The following is an 18,192-nucleotide window of genomic DNA, read 5'->3' on the forward strand; positions in this document are numbered from 1 at the left end:
TTTCATTTCCTGGCGAGCACTTCCACCAACAGTGCCCACTTATGGCTCAACCCCGCCCGGCTTTTCAATCGACTGGCGGCTAGATACCGAATACACGTTGGCTTGCTCGCAAGCTGGTTACCCTTTCCCAAAGAAGCCGGAAAAAATATCCGGTGAAGATTTTTATGAACATGAACGATACCCAAATAGAGGTAGGTAAATACCTTGTCTCGCCAGTTGCCAAACAGCAGGGCGAAGGCCGCTTCGCGGCTTCAGTTTCCATCCGCTCCGGTCGCGGCAGCGGTACCCATGACAGGGTGCTGCGTTTCACCGGAATTTTTGACAGCGCCGCTGCTGCCGTACATTACGCTACCGAACACGCACTGGGCTGGATTCACGACAGCTCGTCACCTGTTTGCGCATGAAACACTGCCAGCCCGTGTGGGCTGGCGTTACAAAATAATTTTTTGAAATATCAGGAGTTTTAGATGGCAAAAGAAGAACTTATCGAAATGCATGGACTGGTTGACGAGGTCCTGCCCGACTCGCGCTTTCGCGTGACGCTGGACAACGGCCACAAGCTGGTGGCCTATACCTCGGGCAAGATGCGCAAGAACCATATCCGCATCCTGGCCGGCGACCAGGTATCGCTGGAATTGTCGCCTTATGACCTGAGCAAGGGCCGCATCACTTTCCGCCACATTGCCGGCCGTGGGCCTGGCCCTGCGCCGCGCCAGAACCGCTAAAGCGCAAGGTCATTCCCGCAGTCCCCGGCAGCCTTGACGCTGCCGCAGTTTGCGGGCGATTAACGCTAAAATACGCCTGGCTGGCGCATTCGTTGGCAACATCAAGGCCCAACGGCCATATGCTCCGTCTTTTTGTCCAGCACCATTTCCGGTTCCTGGGCTTCTTCCCACGTCTCGTTGTTCAAACCGGCCTGAAGCCGTTCGACGTCCAGTTCGTTGGTCCATTTCGCCACGACCAGCGTGGCCACGCCGTTGCCAATCAGGTTGGTCAGCGCACGCGCTTCCGACATGAAGCGGTCGATGCCCAGGATCAGCGCCAGGCCGGCCACCGGCACGGTGCCAACTGCCGACAGCGTTGCTGCCAGAACGATAAAGCCGCTTCCCGTCACGCCCGCCGCGCCTTTTGAGGTCAGCAGCAATACGCCCAGCAAGGTAATTTCCTGCATCAGCGTCATCGGCGTGTTGGTTGCCTGCGCAATGAAGACCGCCGCCATCGTCAGGTAGATCGACGTGCCATCCAGATTGAACGAGTAGCCGGTAGGAATGACCAGGCCCACGGTCGTCTTTTTGGCACCCAGGTTTTCCATCTTTTCCATCATGCGCGGCAATACCGATTCCGACGAGGACGTGCCGAGCACGATCAGCAACTCTTCCTTGATGTACTTGATGAATTTCCAGATGCTGAAGCCGTGCAGGCGCGCAATGGTGCCGAGCACGCCAAAGATGAAGATCAGGCATGTCAGGTAGAACGCGCCCATCAGCTTGCCCAGCGAAAACAGCGAGCCGACGCCGTACTTGCCGATCGTGAAGGCCATGGCGCCAAAAGCACCGATGGGTGCGACTTTCATGATGAAGCCGACGATGGTGAACAGGACGTGCGAGCCTTTCTCGATCAGGTCGAACACCAACGTGCCGCGTCCGCCAAAACGGTGCAGCGCAAAGCCGAACAAAATGGCCAGCAGCAGCACCTGCAAAATCTCACCCTTGGCAAAGGCGTCAAAAAACGCGGTGGGGATGACGTGCATGATGAAGTCGGTGGTGCCCACCAACTTGCCGGGACCCGTATAGGCCGAAACGGCCTTGGTGTCCAGCGTGGCCGGGTCAACATTCATACCGGTGCCAGGCTGCAGCAAGTTGACCAGCACCAGTCCGATGATCAGCGCGAATGTGCTCACCACTTCAAAGTAAAGCAGTGCCAGTCCGCCGGTCTTGCCGACCTTCTTCATGTCTTCCATGCCGGCGATGCCGACCACCACGGTGCAGAAAATGATCGGCGCGATCATCATCTTGATCAGCTTGATGAAACCATCGCCGAGCGGCTTCATGCTTTCACCCACCGAGGGATAGAAAAATCCCAGTGCGACGCCTGCAATGACGGCGCAGATCACCTGGAAGTACAGCGAACGATAAAGCGGCGGTTTGGACGGGAGTGTTGAGGAGGTGGTCATGAAAGTAGGGCATCGGCTGATGCGGTGTTGATGGGAAGTTTCAATATAGCCAGGCAATCCTGATTGAATATCCGTGAAAACCACAAATGGCGATTTTCAGTGTTGAAATAATGGTCCGGCGTATTTTTTCGATTCTATGACCGGCCAATTCTTGTGGATATCTCGACAGGAACTGAAAAACGAAAAAACCGTTGCCGTCCTACAGTCATCCCCAAGTGCAAATGCTTAGATGACAGGCTCATCAATGTGAGTCATCAGTCGCCACCATGCCTGTGGTCCCTACACCAGGAGTTCCTCCATGCCATTGAATACGACCCCTTCGCTTCGCAGCGGCTACCTTGCCAATGTTGAGGCAGTCAATACCGACCTCCCGACTGAATACGCCCATTTGCGTGAAGAACTGGAACGCCTGCTGACCGAGCCCGAAAAGGATTTTCAAAGAATCGATGCCCTGGTTGACGAGCTTGAAATGGTTCAACTCGCTTTCAAGGAACAGCACGGCATCAAGGGCAACAACCCGAATGAATGACGCCCCACAAGTTGGAAGAATGTCTGCGATTTGCGTCTGAAAGCGTGCCTGGCGCAGCATTTCCATGCCTGAATGATGCTCTGTTTTTTGTAGCGTAAAACGCTCGACAGTATTGCGGAAAAAGCCTTTTTCCTATTTATTTCAGGCCGAAGGCATGGCATGCCCAAGCACACAGCGGTTTTGCAGAACTACACGGTCTTCGGAGATTTCTTACGGGCGTCTGTGTTGCACGCTGGCAGGAACGGCAAGCGATTTCTTTTAACTTAAGGCTGTCAACGGTACAGACCCATTTCAAAGGAGATCAACATGCCCATCATTGCCTGGTTACTCGGCGTCCCCATCACCGTCATCCTGCTGCTGATGCTTTTCGGGGTGTTCTGAAAAGCCAGGCGCCACTTTGCACAGCCATGAAAAAACCCGCTTCGGCGGGTTTTTTCATGGCTGTGGGCCATCGGCGGACACTTCCCCCGGCATGGCTGCGCCGCTGACGTTTTCCGGGCGGATGCGCATTTGACGCACCTGCCACCAAGCGGGCAGCAGGCGTTTGACTTCCGGCCGGGCAAACCGGTCGTCCATCAGGTAGATCACGCCCTGGTCTTGTGTGGTGCGTATCACCCGGCCTGCAGCCTGCACGACTTTTTGAATGCCTGGATAAAGATAGGTGTAGTCATACGCCTGCCGGACACCAAAATTGTCAGCCATCCGCAGCTTGATCTGCTCGTTGACCGGGTTGACCTGTGGCAGGCCCAGCGTGGCGATGAAGGCGCCAATCAGCCGCTGGCCGGGCAGGTCGATCCCCTCGGCAAACGCGCCGCCGAGCACGGCAAAACCAATGCCTTTTCCCTCTGGCACAAAGCGCGCCAGGAACTCGTCACGCGCTGCTTCGTCCATGCGCCGGGTCTGTAGCCACATCGGCACTTGCGGATACAGCTGCTGGAAGCGCCCGGCCAGCTTTTCCAGGTAGTCGTAGCTGCTCACGAACACCAGGTAATTGCCGGGCTGTTGCTGGTACTGCCGCGCCATCAGCTGCGCGATGGGGGCCAGTGAAAATTCGCGGTGCTGGTAGCGGGTTGACATGTTGCTGACCACCTGCACTGCCAGTTGCTCGGCCACGAACGGCGACGTGACATCAACCCATGCCGTGTTGGCCGGCAGGCCCAGCGTGTCGGCATGGTAGCTCTGCGGACTCAGCGTGGCGGAAAACAGCGCGGCCGACCGGGCAGCGGCAAAGCGTGGCGCCAGGAAAGGCGCGGGCACGACGTTGCGGATGCACAGCCGGCTGAACCTGGCCGCCGGGCGGCTGCCTGAAAAGGCATGCCGTCCCTGCGCGGCAGCCAGCGTGATGTCGAACAGCGAATGCGTGCCAAAGCTTTCGGCCATGCGCGAGAAATGCAGCGCATCAAAGTAAAAGCGCAGGAGCGCGGCATCCACCTGCGTTGGATGCGCTTCCAGGTCGTCGGTGATGGCGCTGATGGCCTGTTGCAAGGCCAGCAGGAACTTGTCCGGCAGGCTGGCGCGAACCTGGTAAGCCGGGTCCGCCGGATGTTGCGGATCCTTGGCCAGGTCGCGCCACACGCGGTGCAGGCGGTCGAGCGGCTTTTTCAGCGCCGGCCCGGCTGACTGCCGCACGCCGGACAGTTCCGCCTGGTCAAGCTCTGCGGAATACATCTTTCGCGCCCGGTCCACCAGGTTGTGCGCCTCATCGACCAGCACGCTGACGCGCCAGCCATTGGCGACCGTCAGGCCATGCAGCAATGCGCTCACGTCAAAGTAATAGTTGTAGTCGCCAACCACCACATCACACCAGCGCACCAGGTCCTGGCTCAGGTAATAGGGGCACACGCCATGCGCCAGCGCCACCGTGCGCAGCGCCTCCTTGTCGAGCAGGCCGCCAGCCCCGGGTTCGGCCAGCGCGGCACTGCGCGCAGCCGGCAGGCGGTCGTAAAACCCCCGGGCCAGCGGGCACGACTCGCCATGGCAAGCCTTGTCCGGGTGCTCGCAGGCCTTGTCGCGCGCCACCAGTTCGATCACGCGCAGGGGCATGGGCGGCGCGCTGTTGCTGATCAACGCCAGCGCATCGAGCGCCAGGCGGCGTCCTGGCGTCTTGGCTGCCAGAAAAAACACCTTGTCGATGTGCTGCCGGGGCGCGGCCTTGAGCAGCGGAAACACCGTGCCAATGGTCTTGCCAATGCCGGTGGGCGCCTGCGCCATCAGGCAGCGGCCGCTGGCGGCAGAGCGGTACACCGCTTCGGCCAGTTCGCGCTGGCCGAGGCGAAATTCTGCATGCGGAAAAGCCAGCGCCGTCAGCGCTGCATCGCGCGCCGCGCGGTGCGCCATTTCCTGATTCGCCCAGTGCAGGAATTTTTCGCACTGCGCTTCAAAATAAGCTTTCAGCGCCTCGGCGGTGAAGCGTTCGGCTAAAACCGTTTCCTGATGGCTGCCGATGTCCAGGTAAACCAGCGCCAACTGCACCTCGGCCAGTTCGAGCGACTGGCACAGCAGCCAGCCGTAAACCTTCACCTGTGCCCAGTGCAACTGGCGGTGGTTTTCCGGCATATCGGCCAGGTTCCCCCGGAAGGTCTTGAACTCTTCCAGCAGGTTGTTCTGGGGATCGTAGCCATCGGCGCGGCCGCGCACGTGCAGAGACTTGTAGTCGCCCGCCAGACTCAGTTCGGCCTGGTAGCCTGCATGGCGGCGCGAGGCCACCAGCGCATGGCCGGCAATGCCTTCCTGGGCGGACGGGGAGGGTGTGAAGCGCAGGTCCAGGTCGCCCTGCTTGGCGGTGAATTCGCACAGCGCCCTGACGGCGACGACGTAACCCAATTCAGGCGCTCACTGGCAGCTTCGGCTGACTCGTTGCGCTGCGGGCCAGGGCGTGAAAAGCCGTCACTTGGGCTTGACGTAGTTCATGGCCGTGTCGAATTCCTCGCGCGACAGGAAACCGTCCTGGTTGGTGTCGGCCCGGTCGAAGTTTTTCGCCACGCCGCGAAAGCCCGAGGCTTCCTGCCGGCTGACCTTGCCATCGCGGTTGCCGTCCATGAAACCGAAGGCCCGTTCCAGCTCGCTGGCCGCGTAGCGTGGCGCCGGCGCCGGAACTTGCGCAGCGGCCGCGCCGGAAGCGGCCGCAGCAGAGGAATCGGCGTCTTGGGCCTGGACGCTCAAGGCCAGCAGCATAGCGGCTGCGCTCACAGCTAGCTTCCTGGCCCAGGACTGTAAGGACGGCCTGCTGAAGGGAAAGTCGAGATCAGAAGAAAGAGCCGGCTTCCGGTGAACAGGCTGGAGGAAACGCGCCGAAAAAAAATTCATGGAGGGATTCGCTAACGCTAAAAAATCAAACATTCGTGCCATTGGACGCCAGTTTGCCCGGCGACTCCAGCACCCTTGCAGCGTGTTTCGCAGCTTTACGTGGCAGGCACACCAGCGCACTCTACCTTGCTGTTTCAGGGCACCTGGCAGGTTTCAGACCATGGCCACGCATGCGCTTGCGGCTGACAGCAGGGGCATGGACTGTCCCACAGCGCCCGCTGGCCCGACTTTCGACAATCAGGGCATCCGTATGGATTGATTTTAAAAGCACAAGGAAACACCATGGCAACCAGCAGCATTCTGGGCGGCTCCAAAGCCCCAGAGGAAATCAGCGGAAAAGACGTTCATGCCCTGGGGCCCAGCGACAACTCCGACAGCGGCAGCGATGCGGTAGGCGCCTACGGTGAAGATGAGCTGTCCAGCGACAGCGACTCCGCGGGCACCGGTGAGCGCGCTTCAGCAGGCATTGGTCTCGAGCAGCCGGATGCAGATGTCATGCCAGACCACATCGAAACGGCACCTGGCGCCGATGCGGACACCGACGTTGACGGGGATGCGGGCGACGACTTCAATGACCTGAGCGAAGTAGAGGAATTGGCCGATGACAGCGTAGACCTGGACCGCGATGTGGAGGTTGAAGAGAAAAAGGACGCCAAGACTGCAGGCGGGGCGCGCTGATCAGGGGTGTATCGAGTCGGCCCTTTCGACCGGGCAGCGGCATGGGGTCATGCGCGGCACCCGATACGGTGACGTGTGACGTTGTGCCGTGGGGGTCATGTTTTCAATCCATGGCTGAGCTGCTTGGTGGGTTACAGATGGACCCGCGAACAACATAATCAGGGCAAATCGGGTTTGGATCAGCGGACCGGGTGCAACCGCTCGCGGTTTGGGCTGTTGATGCCGTTACCATGTGCGCTCAAGTTCTTTCAATCCTTTGCGCAAGCCTATGAAACTCACAAAAATGGCCCAGTCTTCCCGCCTGGAAGACAGGTTTTTCCTGCTGCTGCTGGCCCTGGTTTCACTGGCTTTTTTATGGGTTCTCTGGCCCTATTACGGCGCAGTGTTCTGGGGTTCGGTGCTGGCCATTTTGTTCAATGCGCTGTTCATTCGCCTGCTCAGAAAGATGCCGCAAAAGCGCACGCTCGCCGCCTTGCTGACGCTGTCCATCATTTTGGTGCTGGTCATTTTGCCGGTGGGGCTGATCAGCGCCTTGCTGACGCAGGAAGCCGCCAACATGTACCAGCGCGTGCAGTCCGGCGAACTCAGTTTCAGCCGCTATTTCCAGCAAATCTACAACGCACTTCCGTCATGGGTGAGCCAAATCCTCGACCGTTCGGGGCTGGACAACCTGGGGCTGATCCAGGAGCGCGTGACCAGCAGCCTGACGCAGGGAAGCCAGTTCATTGCCACTCAGGCACTGAGCATCGGTCAGAACGCCTTCGATTTTTTCGTCAGCTTTTTCATCATGCTGTACCTGCTGTTCTTCTTCCTGCGTGACGGCGGCGCGCTGTCGCGGCGCATCAAGGAGGCCATTCCGCTGGAAGCCGAGATCAAGCGCCAGCTGTTCAGCAAGTTCACCACCGTCATCCGCGCCACCGTCAAGGGCAACATCGTCGTGGCCGTGGTGCAGGGCGCATTGGGCGGGCTCATGTTCTGGTTTCTTGGCATCCACGCGCCGATTTTGTGGGGCACGCTGATGGCTTTCCTGTCGCTGCTGCCGGCCGTCGGCGCCGCCATCGTCTGGATTCCGGTGGCGATTTACTTTCTGGCCACAGGGGCCATCTGGCAGGGCGTGCTGTTGATCGCCTTCGGCGTGCTGGTGATCGGGCTGGTCGACAACATCCTGCGCCCGGTGCTGGTCGGCAAGGACACCAAGATGCCCGACTATGTGGTGCTGGTCTCGACGATTGGCGGCATGTCGCTGTTCGGACTCAACGGTTTTGTCATCGGGCCGGTGATCGGGGCCATGTTCATGGCGGCATGGGACATTTTCATGAAGGCCCGGGAAGACGAGCCTGCCGAACCGCCGCGGGCCTGAATCACCGGGTTTTAGATGAAAAAGGCCGTTTGCGCAATACCCACGCGCACCAGCAGCTATTGATCAGATAGCAGGCTGAACCGGGGTCGCTTGCTGGCCGGTGGGCAGCGTGGCCATGTCCACCACGAAGCGGTACTTCACATCGCTTTTCAGCATGCGTTCGTAAGCCATCTCGATCTCGTCCATGCGGATCGACTCGATGTCTGACACCAGCCCATGCTGCGCGCAGAAATCCAGCATTTCCTGGGTTTCCCGGATGCCGCCGATCAGCGAGCCGGCCAGGCGGCGGCGCTTCATGATCAGGTTGAACACGCCGGGCGACGGGTGCGGGGTGGCGGGCGCGCCCACCAGCGTCATGGTGCCGTCGAGCTTGAGCAGCACCAGGAAGGCGTCCAGGTCATGCGGCGCGGCCACGGTGTTCAGGATGAAGTCGAAACTGCCGGCATGCGCGGCCATTTCATCGGCGTTTTTCGACACCACGACTTCCCTGGCGCCCAGTCGCAGCGCATCTTCGCGCTTGTTGGACGACGTGGTGAACAGCACCACATGGGCGCCCATGGCAGCGGCAATCTTCACGCCCATGTGGCCGAGTCCGCCCAGTCCGACAATGCCGACCTTGTGGCCCGGGCCGACTTTCCACTGGCGCAGCGGCGAATAGGTGGTGATGCCCGCGCACAGCAGTGGCGCGACGGCGGCCAGATCAGCTTCGTCATGCGAAATGCGCAGCACGAACGATTCGCGCACCACGATATGGCTGGAATAGCCGCCGTAGGTATTGGCGCCGGTGCCTTGCTCGGGGCCGTTGTAGGTGCCGGTGAAGCCGTTGTCGCAGTACTGCTCCAGGCCGTCTGCGCAGGGCGCGCAATGCTGGCAACTGTCCACCATGCAGCCCACGCCGACGATGTCGCCGACCTTGAATTTGCTCACCAGATCGCCAACCGCCGTGACGCGTCCGACGATTTCATGGCCGGGCACCGAGGGGTACACCGTGTTTTGCCATTCATTGCGCGCCGTGTGCAGGTCGGAGTGGCAAACGCCGCAATACAAAATGTCGAGCGCCACATCGAACTGGCCGGGTGAACGTCGGTCGAATGTGAAGGGCGCGAGCGGGGTGGTGGCGGAGGTGGCGGCGTAGCCGTGTACTTGTGTCATGGCGAAATCCAGGTCTTGAGAGTTGGCAAGCCCTTGATCCTAGCCCGTTGGCGCTTCTGACGCATGACCTCGCCGCCCAAACCCGCGTAGGACCAGACTTGATTGTCATGCGTCCCTTTCAGGCACGATTTTCGTGCCTTGCCCATGCTAGGCAAGCATAAGAAGCTATTTATCTTGTAGCAGTGCCTCGGCAAGTGTTCAAAGCGCGGGTCGAATTTGCCTCGGCATTGCTCCTGGTGACTCCCCTTGTTTGGGGATAGCCACCGGCAGGTTCTTTGGTCACGATGGCTTGACGGTGCGTAAAAGCACTGTTGGAGAAATTAACAAGGGGGAAGAAGATGCTTATTTTCAGCGGTCATGAAGTTAAAGGCCGAGTCGCCACGCCAGCCGTCGAACAACAACTTACAGCCGGTACAGAGCCGCCTGCGCGGGCTACCCGCAAGCACGCGCCACAGACGCAGCAAGATGACTGGAAAGTGGTGCAAATGGACTGCGACGTGGACGATACCGACTCCATGAATGAATTGTTACAGTTGTTTCAGGAAGCGCGACCGCTACTGCTTTACCTGCATGGCTACAACAGTACGCCGGCTGCGTGTTTTGAACGTTGTGACCGCCTGGAATCGCTCTACGGCCTGGAAGTGGTGAGATTTTCCTGGTCAGCCAAAAAACACCTGCTCGACGATGGCGTGCGTTCCGGTTTCGATGCCGGGGTCGGCCATGGTCTGCAGCAGGAACTTGCCCGTCTGTTTGGCTCGCAAAAAGGTTCGTCATTCACAAAACACCCCGCGCCGCCTGATCCGGTCGCCTGCGATCTGGAAAATGTCAGTTGCTCATGGTGGCTGCTGATGGCCCTGCCGGGCGTGCGCCATTGAGCCTGCGCTGCCCTGTGACGGGTCGGTTGACGCACCAGCTGCCGCGCTGGCCCAGGTCAGATTTGGCGTGTCTTGCCCATCATCAGGTCCACGCCCGCACCGGAAAAGTTGGCCAGATCAGCCGCCGTGGCCTGTCCTGTCCTTGCGGTGACGCTATAGAGTCGAACTTCAGGATGGCGACCAGGTCCTCCACGCCGTGCTTGCCAGCCGCGCGCATCACCTCACCCTGCGTGGCTTCATCGCTGCGCAGGTCCGGAAGGGTGTTGACCAGGAGCGCATGCGCTGACTGCGCAGAAAGCTATCTATTTTGTAGCGCTTGGCCGTCGCTTGATGCGTGGCATTGAAGCGGCCATCGCCTGCGGCACAATTCAATGCAGCCTCTGCAGAAAGTCCCGCCATGAGCCTTGACTTCACCGCCTTGCGCAGCGCCATCGGGCAGCTCGAAAAAAGTCTGGCCTATGCCCATTCGCCCGCAGCACTGGCCGATGCCGGTTTGCGTGAACAACTCCGCAACTCGGTCATCAAGTGCCTTGAATGCACCTATGAACTGAGCTGGAAAATGCTCAAGCGCTATCTGGAGTCCACCGAGGCCAGCCCGGCGGACCTGGACACCGCCAGCTTTCAAAACCTGATCCGGCTGGGCAACGAGCGCGGCTTGCTGCGGTCAGACTGGCGCCGATGGAAAACCTACCGGCAGGCGCGCACCGACAGCAGCCACACCTACGACGCCGCCAAGGCCGAGTCCGTGTTTGCACTGGCGCCGGATTTCCTGGTGGAGGCCTGGGCGCTGCTGCAAGAACTGACCCGCCCCAGCGACCAGGCTTGAAGCGCGTCATGGCACTTGAGGCGCCCATCGACATCGACCCGCGCGACTGGGCCGACGTGCTGCGCATCCTGCGCGAGCAGATGCCTGGCCTGGAAGTGTGGGCGTTTGGTTCGCATGCCCGGCGCGCGGCCAAGCCGTACTCGGACCTTGATCTGGCACTGAGGACCCGCCAGCCGCTGACGCTGGCGCAACTGGCCAGCATCACCGACGCTTTTGAAACCTCCGACCTGTCAATTCGTGTGGATGTGGTGGACTGGGCGGCAACCAGCGAGGCTTTTCGCCGCATCATCGAGCGGGACCGGGTGGTGGTGCAAGCAGCTGCGTGAAGCTGGGCTGCGATGATTTTCAAGCTTTACAGGCCGCCAGCGCAGGGTGGATATGCGTGAGCAGCTATTGAATCGAGAGCGGAAATGGGTAGCCGTCAACCCATCGTCAGCCGCACCGGCTTGCCGACACGGCTCAGCATGGTGACCAGGGTATCAATCGTGAACTTGCTGAACTTCATGTTCACCACATCCGACACGCGGGGCCGCGATACCATCAGGATTTCTGCCGCATCGGCCTGCTTCAAATGGTTGTCGCTGATCCATTTCAACAGCTCCCGCATCAACTGCTCTTTCAGTGCCTGGGTCGCATGGATCTGTTGTTGGGATTGTGCTTGAAAGCGCGCAGCTTCGTCTGGTGCAAACCCCAGTTCCCGGAATAGATTGGCGCCGGATTTCGTGACGTGGCGGATTTGGGTGTCAATTTCAATTGTCATTTGCTGGCCTTTCTATCTCTAACAACGGCGCGGTAACGCGCTTCGGCGATGTCTTTGTCATGCTTGTTCGTCGCCTGTGTTTTCTTCTGGAAGCAATGCAGCACGTAAACCGCTTCCTCGAACTTGGCGACATACATGACCCGGTAAATGCCCTGACTGTCCTTGATGCGAATTTCTTTGGTGCCTGTGCCCACCTCATCAAACGGCTTCCAATCTTCAGGGTCCATGCCTGCTTGCACCTTGCCCAGCTGAAAGCCGGCCTTTTTGCGAGGCTCGTAAGGAAAATCTAGCAAGTCGTTATATGAAGACCCCACCCAGCGGATTTCTTTTTCTTTCTCAGGGTTAGGCTGCATGTATCAAATTTTATACAAAATTAGGCGATTGAAAACGTTTTTAGCTGGGTTGCGCTATGGATAGCTCACTATTGATGAACGCTATGAAATGTTCTCTTCCTGTTTTATTGTTGTACGCCTTCGATGCTCTGTTCCACCAAGGCATGCCTGGGTGCGGGGATCTCGTAACCGATGCGCCGTTCGCTGCAAGAAAGGCAGCTGCCTGATAATTTTTGGCATGTTGCCAAGCCAGTGAGCTTGTGAAAATGACGATATGGGGTGCGGTGGCTTTCGCTATCCTCTGTTTTTGGTTCTTGGGAAACGTTATTGCATGATGCACACAGGTTGCATTCTTACTCCGGTGCCAGACGGGTAACCGTCAGTGTTCATAAATCAACTACTCAGATGCATGGACCGAGTGAGCTTCAGCATCAAAGCGGTTTGCCTTGACCTTGACTGTGATCTTCAGTTCACATACGCCAATCGCCGTATTCCCCAACCCGCCACTTCTCCCTAAAGTCCATCCATCGCAGCGAAAAGGCCCGGTTTCCCAGGCCCCACCCAGCGAGATGCCAACTTGTCAACCACCGGAGAAGCACTCATGCAACGTCGATTCACCCTCAAGGCGCTTACCGCCGCCATCGCCCTGACCACCCTGTCCGCGCTGCCTGCGTATGCGGCGGAAGACACCATCAAGGTCGGCATCCTGCACAGCCTGTCGGGCACCATGGCGATTTCCGAGACCGTGCTGAAAGACACGGTGCTGATGGCGATTGACGAGATCAATGCCAAGGGCGGCGTGCTCGGCAAGAAGCTCGAACCCGTTGTCGTCGATCCGGCTTCCAACTGGCCGCTGTTTGCTGAAAAGACCAAGCAGTTGCTCGGCCAGGACAAGGTCGCCGTGATTTTCGGCTGCTGGACCAGCGTGAGCCGCAAGTCGGTGCTGCCGGTGGTGGAGGAAATGAACGGCCTGCTGTTCTACCCGGTGCAGTACGAGGGTGAAGAACTGAGCAAGAACGTGTTCTACACCGGCGCCGCGCCCAACCAGCAGGCCATTCCTGCGGTCGATTACCTGATGAGCAAGGCCGGCGGCGGCGCCAAGCGCTGGGTGCTGCTGGGCACCGACTATGTGTACCCGCGCACCACCAACAAGATCCTGCGCGCCTACCTGAAATCCAAGGGCGTGGCCGACAAGGACATCGACGAAAAATATACGCCGTTCGGCCATTCGGACTACCAGACCATCGTGGCCGACGTGAAGAAGTTCTCGCAGGGTGGCAAGACGGCGGTGGTCTCGACCATCAACGGCGACTCGAATGTGCCGTTCTACAAGGAACTGGGCAACGCCGGCCTCAAAGCCAAGGACGTGCCGGTCGTGGCGTTCAGCGTGGGCGAAGAGGAACTGCGCGGCGTGGACACGAAACCGCTGGTCGGTCACCTGGCGGCCTGGAACTACTTCATGTCGATCAAGAACCCGACCAACACCGAGTTCATCAGCAAATGGTCCGCCTACGCCAAGGCCAGGAACATCGCCGGCCACAAGGACAAGCCGCTGACCAACGACCCGATGGAAGCGACCTACATCGGCATCAACATGTGGAAGCAGGCGGTTGAAAAAGCCAAGTCCACCGACACCGACAAGGTGATTGCCGCCATGGCCGGCCAGACCTTCAAGGCGCCATCGGGCATCCTGAGCAAGATGGACGAGAAGAACCACCACCTGCACAAGTCGGTGTTCATTGGCGAAATCAAGGCCGACGGCCAGTTCAACGTGGTCTGGAAAACGCCCGGCCCGATCAAGGCCAAGCCCTGGAGCCCGTACATCGAAGGCAACGACAAGAAGCCTGACGAGCCGGTCAAGGGCATGAGCGTCGCCAAGAAGTAAGGCGGATTCGGGAACGGCCTCCAAACCGATCCTCCCCAGTGGGGGAGGGTGGAATAGCTTTACTCCTTCCCCCAATGGGGAAAGGCAGGGATTCGGGCCTCCCCGGCCCTCGCCGATTCAAGGAAGTTGCAGTCTGGGCGTGCCGCCACGGGACGTGCCCGCCCATCCTACAGGTTCTTTATGCGACTCAAACATCTATTCCTATACGCTACGCTTTTAATAGCTGCTAACGCCCACGCCTTAAGCGCAAACGAGGTAAAAGGCATGGTTTTTGGCGAAACCGACGCGCGTGTGGCCGCCTTGAGCCAGGCCGCCGTCAATGCCGACGACAAGACCGCCGCCTTCATCCAGGCGCTGGCCGACGATGCCGTCAAGACCAGCGGCGAGAAGGTGTTTGTGGTGAAGGACGAAAAAGCCTTCGACCCGCTGACCGGCGCCGAGCAGCCGCTGCCGCTTGATGCCGAAGACGTGATCAACCCCAACCTGATGCGCAGCGAGCTGGACAACGCGCTGGCGGCGGTCAAGCTGCTGTCCAAAGACGAGAACGCGCGCCGCGAAGCCCTCAAGACGCTGGCCGGCGAAAGCGACGAAGCGAGGCTGCCACTGATCGAGAAAGCCTGGGCGCTGGAGACCGTGCCTGCGCTGAAAAGCCAGTTGGAGATGATGCGCGCAGCCATTTTGCTCAGCAGCACCGACAAGGCCAAACGCCTGGACGCGGCCAGCCAGTTGTCGGCCAGCAAAAACCCCGCCACCAAGACCGTCCTCATCGAACGTCTGGGCAGCGAGGCCGACCCCGATGTGAAAGTGGCGCTCAAGGCGGCACTGGCCAAGGTGGAGGCCTCGCTAGCTTGGGGCGACAAGCTGGGGGCGATTTTCAGCGGCATCAGCCTGGGCAGCATCCTGCTGCTGGTGGCCCTCGGCCTGGCGATCACCTACGGGCTGATGGGCGTGATCAACATGGCGCACGGCGAACTGATGATGATTGGCGCCTACGCCACCTACGTGGTGCAGGGCCTGTTCCAGAAATACCTGCCCGGCGCGTTCGACTGGTATCTGCTGGCTGCCGTGCCGGTGGCTTTTTTGGCGTCGGCGCTGATGGGCGCGGTGCTGGAGCGCAGCGTGATCCGCTTCCTCTATGGCCGGCCGCTGGAAACATTGCTGGCGACCTGGGGCATCAGCCTGATGCTGCAGCAACTGGTGCGCTCGATCTTTGGCGCGCAAAACGTCGGCGTGGAAAACCCGGTCTGGATGAGCGGCGGCGTGCAGGTGCTGGGCAACCTGTCGCTGCCCTACAACCGGCTGGTCATCATCGGCTTTGCCATTGCCGTGCTGCTGGGCATGGCCTGGCTGATCGGCAAGACGCGCCTTGGATTGTTTGTGCGAGGCGTGACGCAAAACCGCCCGATTGCGTCGTGCATGGGCGTGAACACGGCGCGCATCGACACCTATGCGTTTGCGCTGGGCTCCGGCATTGCCGGGCTGGCCGGCTGCGCGCTGAGCCAGGTTGGCAACGTCGGTCCCGACCTGGGGCAGGGCTACATCGTCGATGCCTTCATGGTCGTGGTGCTGGGCGGCGTCGGTCAGCTGGCCGGCACGGTGTATGCAGCCATGGGCCTGGGCATCTTGAACAAATTTCTCGAAGGCTGGACCGGCGCTGTGCTGGCCAAGATCGCCGTGCTGGTGTTCATCATCATCTTCATCCAGAAGCGGCCCCAGGGCATCTTCGCGATGAAGGGCCGTTCGGCGGAGGCATAAACCATGAGCACACCTTTTCCCACCATCAACGAATCGCTGCAGGCGGAAGCCGGCATGGCGCCGGCAAGCGCCCCGGTCAAGGTCGGCGCGGGCACCGGCCCCTCACCCCAACCCTCTCCCCAGAGGGGCGAGGGAGCAAAAGCGCCGCTGGTCAACGGCGAGGGAGCCCTGCGGGTGCAGGTTGTGCTGCCCGGCAAAGGCCCGCTGCTGACCCGCAGCGGCTGGAGCGCCTTCGTCATTGCGCTGATCGCCGTCTGCGCCGTGGCGCCGGTGCTCAACCTGTGGGTGCCCGAAGGCCATGCGCTGCACCTGAGCACCTACGCCGTGGCGCTGCTCGGCAAGATCATGTGCTACGCCATTGCGGCGCTGGCCATGGACCTGATCTGGGGCTACACCGGCATCTTGTCGCTCGGGCATGGCGTGTTCTTTGCGCTCGGCGGCTACGTGATGGGCATGTACCTGATGCGCCAGATCGGTCTTGAGGGCAACTACAAGAGCAGTCTGCCCGATTTCATGGTCTTCCTCGACTGGAAGACGCTGCCCTGGCACTGGACTTTCAGCGACAGCTTTGCCGCTACCTTGTTCCTGATCGTGGCGGTGCCGGCGGTGGTGGCCTTTGTGTTCGGCTACTTCGCCTTTCGCTCGCGCATCAAGGGCGTGTATTTTTCGATCATCACGCAGGCCATGACCTTTGCCGCGATGCTGCTGTTTTTCCGCAACGAGACCGGCTTTGGCGGCAACAACGGTTTTACCGATTTCAAGCGGATTCTGGACATTCCGATTGCCACGCCTTCCATGCGCATGATGCTTTTCGTCATGACGGGGCTGACACTGCTGGGCTTCTTCCTGTTCGCCAAATGGCTGGTCGGCAGCAAGTTTGGCCGCGTGCTGCAGGCCATTCGCGACGCGGAGACGCGCGTCATGTTCTCGGGCTACAGCCCGCTGGGCTACAAGCTGACGATCTGGGTGATCTCCGCCGTGATGTGCGGCGTGGCCGGCGCGCTGTATGTGCCGCAGGTCGGCATCATCAACCCGGGTGAAATGAGCCCGGCCAGCTCGATTGAAATCGCCATCTGGGCGGCGGTCGGCGGGCGCGCCAGCCTGATCGGGCCGATTGTCGGCGCGTTCATCGTCAACGGTGCCAAGAGCTGGCTGACGGTGGCTTACCCTGAGTTCTGGCTTTATTTTCTGGGGGCGTTGTTCATCGGCGTGACGCTGTTTTTGCCCAATGGCGTGGTCGGGCTGGTCAAGAAACTGCGCAAGGGAGGAGAGCAATGACCCCCGATCTGCTCGAAGAGGGCGCGCGCCGCGTAGAAACGCACGCGGCGCTGGTTAGTGGCCTGAACAATACCGAGTCCGGCGGGCGCAACGCCAGCACCGGCCGTATCGCCACGCCGGGCGAGGTCGATGTGACGCATGGCCGCATCCTGTACCTGGAGGATGTCAGCGTCAGCTTTGACGGCTTCAAGGCCATCAACAAGCTCTCGCTGGATATCGCGCCGGGCGAGTTGCGCTGCATCATCGGCCCGAATGGTGCGGGCAAGACGACGATGATGGACATCATCACCGGCAAGACCCGGCCCGATGAAGGCACGGTGTTTTTCGGCAGCACGATTGACCTGCTGCGCCACAAGGAAGCCGAGATTGCGCAACTGGGCATTGGCCGAAAGTTTCAGAAGCCGACGGTGTTCGAGCAGCTCACGGTGTTTGAAAACCTGGAACTCGCCTTGAAGACCCACAAGGGCGTGAAGGCGTCGATGTTCTTCCGGCTTGATTCGGCGCAGTCAGACCGGCTGGCCGAGATGCTGGTGACGATTCACCTGGCGGGCAGTGTGAACCGGCTGGCGGGCAACCTGAGCCATGGGCAAAAGCAGTGGCTGGAAATTGGCATGCTCTTGATGCAGGATCCGAAGTTGCTGCTGCTCGACGAGCCTGTTGCCGGCATGACGGATGAGGAGACTTCCCGCACGGCGGAGTTGTTCCTGACGCTCAAGGGCAAGCATTCGCTGATGGTGGTCGAGCACGACATGAGCTTTATCCGCACGATTTCGGAGATCGTGACCGTGCTGTGCGATGGCTCTGTGTTGGCGCAGGGGACGCTGGATCAGGTGCAGGCGGATGAGCGGGTGATTGAGGTTTATCTTGGGCGGTGATCTGGGTTTTTTTGCGATTCTTAGCTTTGGAGGCGTTTCGATGTTTCGAGGCCGGGAATCGCCCGGCGGCGACTCACTTTCTTTTGCTTCGCCAAAAGAAAGTAAGCAAAGAAAAGGCGACCCGACTGTCCGGGTCCCTGCGCTTCGCTTCGGGCAACCTGCGCTGACAGACGGGACAGGCGGGGGAAACAGCCGAACAGCCAACAGCCACGGCGCCCAGGTGCGAACCATGAATGCTACTGATTCAATAGCTGCTTGCGAAGGCGTGGTATGCGCAAAAGGCGATTTTCATGTGAAAACAGGTCATCGCCCCGGCGCATCCGCTCCCGTTTTACTCCTTCCCCCGTTGGGGGAAGGCCGGGATGGGGGCCTCCCCGAACCCGCCAGTCCCGTTCTGACTGGGCCTGT

Annotated in this window: 18 protein-coding genes; 12 read left to right on the forward strand and 6 right to left on the reverse strand. The window is 60.0% G+C overall.

Annotated elements, in window-relative coordinates; genetic code table 11:
• The first annotated feature begins 164 nt into the window (after positions 1-164).
• Both GZ092_RS01155 and infA read left to right on the forward strand, forming a co-directional pair.
• Positions 165-404 carry a hypothetical protein gene (locus GZ092_RS01155; protein WP_293633740.1) on the forward strand — a complete coding sequence of 80 codons (240 nt, stop codon included), beginning with the start codon at positions 165-167 and terminating at the stop codon, positions 402-404.
• 63 nt (positions 405-467) lie between these two features.
• Positions 468-725 carry a translation initiation factor IF-1 gene (infA, locus tag GZ092_RS01160; protein WP_026780839.1) on the forward strand — a complete coding sequence of 86 codons (258 nt, stop codon included), beginning with the start codon at positions 468-470 and terminating at the stop codon, positions 723-725.
• 101 nt (positions 726-826) lie between these two features.
• On the opposite strand, the gene GZ092_RS01165 is transcribed toward infA, so the two are convergent.
• Positions 827-2,173, reverse strand: coding sequence for a dicarboxylate/amino acid:cation symporter (locus GZ092_RS01165; RefSeq protein ID WP_293633745.1), 1,347 nt, complete (start codon positions 2,171-2,173; stop codon positions 827-829).
• 298 nt (positions 2,174-2,471) lie between these two features.
• On the opposite strand from GZ092_RS01165, the gene GZ092_RS01170 reads away from it, so the two are divergent.
• Positions 2,472-2,702 (forward strand): hypothetical protein, encoded by a 231-nt coding sequence (locus GZ092_RS01170; RefSeq protein ID WP_293633747.1) that lies wholly within the window; start codon positions 2,472-2,474, stop codon positions 2,700-2,702.
• A 435-nt stretch (positions 2,703-3,137) separates the two neighbouring features.
• On the opposite strand, the gene GZ092_RS01175 is transcribed toward GZ092_RS01170, so the two are convergent.
• Both GZ092_RS01175 and GZ092_RS01180 read right to left on the reverse strand, forming a co-directional pair.
• Positions 3,138-5,525, reverse strand: coding sequence for an ATP-dependent DNA helicase (locus tag GZ092_RS01175; RefSeq protein ID WP_293633749.1), 2,388 nt, complete (start codon positions 5,523-5,525; stop codon positions 3,138-3,140).
• Between the two features lie 63 nt (positions 5,526-5,588).
• Entirely contained in the window at positions 5,589-5,891 is a 303-nt protein-coding gene (locus tag GZ092_RS01180; RefSeq protein ID WP_293633751.1) for a hypothetical protein, read from the reverse strand.
• 399 nt (positions 5,892-6,290) lie between these two features.
• On the opposite strand from GZ092_RS01180, the gene GZ092_RS01185 reads away from it, so the two are divergent.
• Positions 6,291-6,686, forward strand: coding sequence for a hypothetical protein (locus GZ092_RS01185; protein WP_293633753.1), 396 nt, complete (start codon positions 6,291-6,293; stop codon positions 6,684-6,686).
• A 283-nt stretch (positions 6,687-6,969) separates the two neighbouring features.
• Positions 6,970-8,046: an AI-2E family transporter gene (locus GZ092_RS01190; RefSeq protein ID WP_293633755.1), complete on the forward strand. Its 1,077-nt coding sequence runs from the start codon at positions 6,970-6,972 to the stop codon at positions 8,044-8,046.
• A gap of 63 nt (positions 8,047-8,109) precedes the next feature.
• Here the strand turns inward: GZ092_RS01190 and GZ092_RS01195 are convergent, their stop codons facing one another.
• Positions 8,110-9,198 (reverse strand): NAD(P)-dependent alcohol dehydrogenase, encoded by a 1,089-nt coding sequence (locus GZ092_RS01195; RefSeq protein WP_293633757.1) that lies wholly within the window; start codon positions 9,196-9,198, stop codon positions 8,110-8,112.
• 338 nt (positions 9,199-9,536) lie between these two features.
• On the opposite strand from GZ092_RS01195, the gene GZ092_RS01200 reads away from it, so the two are divergent.
• The 3 genes from GZ092_RS01200 to GZ092_RS01210 all read left to right on the forward strand — a co-directional run bounded on the left by GZ092_RS01200 (position 9,537) and on the right by GZ092_RS01210 (position 11,225).
• Complete coding sequence (locus tag GZ092_RS01200; RefSeq protein ID WP_293633759.1) at positions 9,537-10,073, forward strand: hypothetical protein; 537 nt, start codon at positions 9,537-9,539, stop codon at positions 10,071-10,073.
• Between the two features lie 397 nt (positions 10,074-10,470).
• On the forward strand, positions 10,471-10,899 hold the full coding sequence (locus tag GZ092_RS01205; RefSeq protein WP_293633761.1) for an HI0074 family nucleotidyltransferase substrate-binding subunit: 429 nt from the start codon (positions 10,471-10,473) through the stop codon (positions 10,897-10,899).
• A gap of 8 nt (positions 10,900-10,907) precedes the next feature.
• A complete protein-coding gene (locus GZ092_RS01210; protein WP_293633763.1) occupies positions 10,908-11,225 on the forward strand; it encodes a nucleotidyltransferase domain-containing protein in 318 nt (105 codons plus the stop codon).
• A 95-nt stretch (positions 11,226-11,320) separates the two neighbouring features.
• Here GZ092_RS01210 and GZ092_RS01215 read toward each other — a convergent pair whose 3' ends face one another.
• Entirely contained in the window at positions 11,321-11,653 is a 333-nt protein-coding gene (locus GZ092_RS01215) for an XRE family transcriptional regulator (RefSeq protein WP_293633884.1), read from the reverse strand.
• 2 nt (positions 11,654-11,655) lie between these two features.
• A complete protein-coding gene (locus GZ092_RS01220; RefSeq protein WP_293633765.1) occupies positions 11,656-12,012 on the reverse strand; it encodes a type II toxin-antitoxin system RelE/ParE family toxin in 357 nt (118 codons plus the stop codon).
• Between the two features lie 580 nt (positions 12,013-12,592).
• Between GZ092_RS01220 and urtA the strand changes: the two genes are divergently transcribed.
• The 4 genes from urtA to urtD all read left to right on the forward strand — a co-directional run bounded on the left by urtA (position 12,593) and on the right by urtD (position 17,784).
• Positions 12,593-13,876: an urea ABC transporter substrate-binding protein gene (urtA, locus tag GZ092_RS01225; protein WP_293633767.1), complete on the forward strand. Its 1,284-nt coding sequence runs from the start codon at positions 12,593-12,595 to the stop codon at positions 13,874-13,876.
• A 180-nt stretch (positions 13,877-14,056) separates the two neighbouring features.
• A complete protein-coding gene (urtB, locus tag GZ092_RS01230; protein ID WP_293633769.1) occupies positions 14,057-15,631 on the forward strand; it encodes an urea ABC transporter permease subunit UrtB in 1,575 nt (524 codons plus the stop codon).
• A gap of 3 nt (positions 15,632-15,634) precedes the next feature.
• Complete coding sequence (gene urtC / locus GZ092_RS01235; protein ID WP_293633771.1) at positions 15,635-16,909, forward strand: urea ABC transporter permease subunit UrtC; 1,275 nt, start codon at positions 15,635-15,637, stop codon at positions 16,907-16,909.
• Positions 16,906-17,784 carry an urea ABC transporter ATP-binding protein UrtD gene (gene urtD, locus GZ092_RS01240; protein ID WP_293633773.1) on the forward strand — a complete coding sequence of 293 codons (879 nt, stop codon included), beginning with the start codon at positions 16,906-16,908 and terminating at the stop codon, positions 17,782-17,784. Before urtC ends, urtD begins: the two co-directional genes overlap by 4 nt.
• Positions 17,785-18,192: the final 408 nt, after the last annotated feature.

It is taken from the genome of Polaromonas sp. (assembly GCF_010365105.1).
Taxonomy (GTDB): Bacteria; Pseudomonadota; Gammaproteobacteria; order Burkholderiales; family Burkholderiaceae_C; genus Polaromonas.

Excerpts from the sequence above, each read along its gene's own strand:
- GZ092_RS01155 (WP_293633740.1), top strand. The coding sequence starts at position 165 with ATGAACATGAACGATACCCAAATAGAGGTAGGTAAATACCTTGTCTCG.
- infA (WP_026780839.1), top strand. The coding sequence starts at position 468 with ATGGCAAAAGAAGAACTTATCGAAATGCATGGACTGGTTGACGAGGTC.
- GZ092_RS01165 (WP_293633745.1), bottom strand. The coding sequence starts at position 2,173 with ATGACCACCTCCTCAACACTCCCGTCCAAACCGCCGCTTTATCGTTCG.
- GZ092_RS01170 (WP_293633747.1), top strand. The coding sequence starts at position 2,472 with ATGCCATTGAATACGACCCCTTCGCTTCGCAGCGGCTACCTTGCCAAT.
- GZ092_RS01185 (WP_293633753.1), top strand. The coding sequence starts at position 6,291 with ATGGCAACCAGCAGCATTCTGGGCGGCTCCAAAGCCCCAGAGGAAATC.
- GZ092_RS01190 (WP_293633755.1), top strand. The coding sequence starts at position 6,970 with ATGGCCCAGTCTTCCCGCCTGGAAGACAGGTTTTTCCTGCTGCTGCTG.
- GZ092_RS01195 (WP_293633757.1), bottom strand. The coding sequence starts at position 9,198 with ATGACACAAGTACACGGCTACGCCGCCACCTCCGCCACCACCCCGCTC.
- GZ092_RS01200 (WP_293633759.1), top strand. The coding sequence starts at position 9,537 with ATGCTTATTTTCAGCGGTCATGAAGTTAAAGGCCGAGTCGCCACGCCA.
- GZ092_RS01205 (WP_293633761.1), top strand. The coding sequence starts at position 10,471 with ATGAGCCTTGACTTCACCGCCTTGCGCAGCGCCATCGGGCAGCTCGAA.
- GZ092_RS01210 (WP_293633763.1), top strand. The coding sequence starts at position 10,908 with ATGGCACTTGAGGCGCCCATCGACATCGACCCGCGCGACTGGGCCGAC.
- GZ092_RS01220 (WP_293633765.1), bottom strand. The coding sequence starts at position 12,012 with ATGCAGCCTAACCCTGAGAAAGAAAAAGAAATCCGCTGGGTGGGGTCT.
- urtA (WP_293633767.1), top strand. The coding sequence starts at position 12,593 with ATGCAACGTCGATTCACCCTCAAGGCGCTTACCGCCGCCATCGCCCTG.
- urtB (WP_293633769.1), top strand. The coding sequence starts at position 14,057 with ATGCGACTCAAACATCTATTCCTATACGCTACGCTTTTAATAGCTGCT.
- urtC (WP_293633771.1), top strand. The coding sequence starts at position 15,635 with ATGAGCACACCTTTTCCCACCATCAACGAATCGCTGCAGGCGGAAGCC.
- urtD (WP_293633773.1), top strand. The coding sequence starts at position 16,906 with ATGACCCCCGATCTGCTCGAAGAGGGCGCGCGCCGCGTAGAAACGCAC.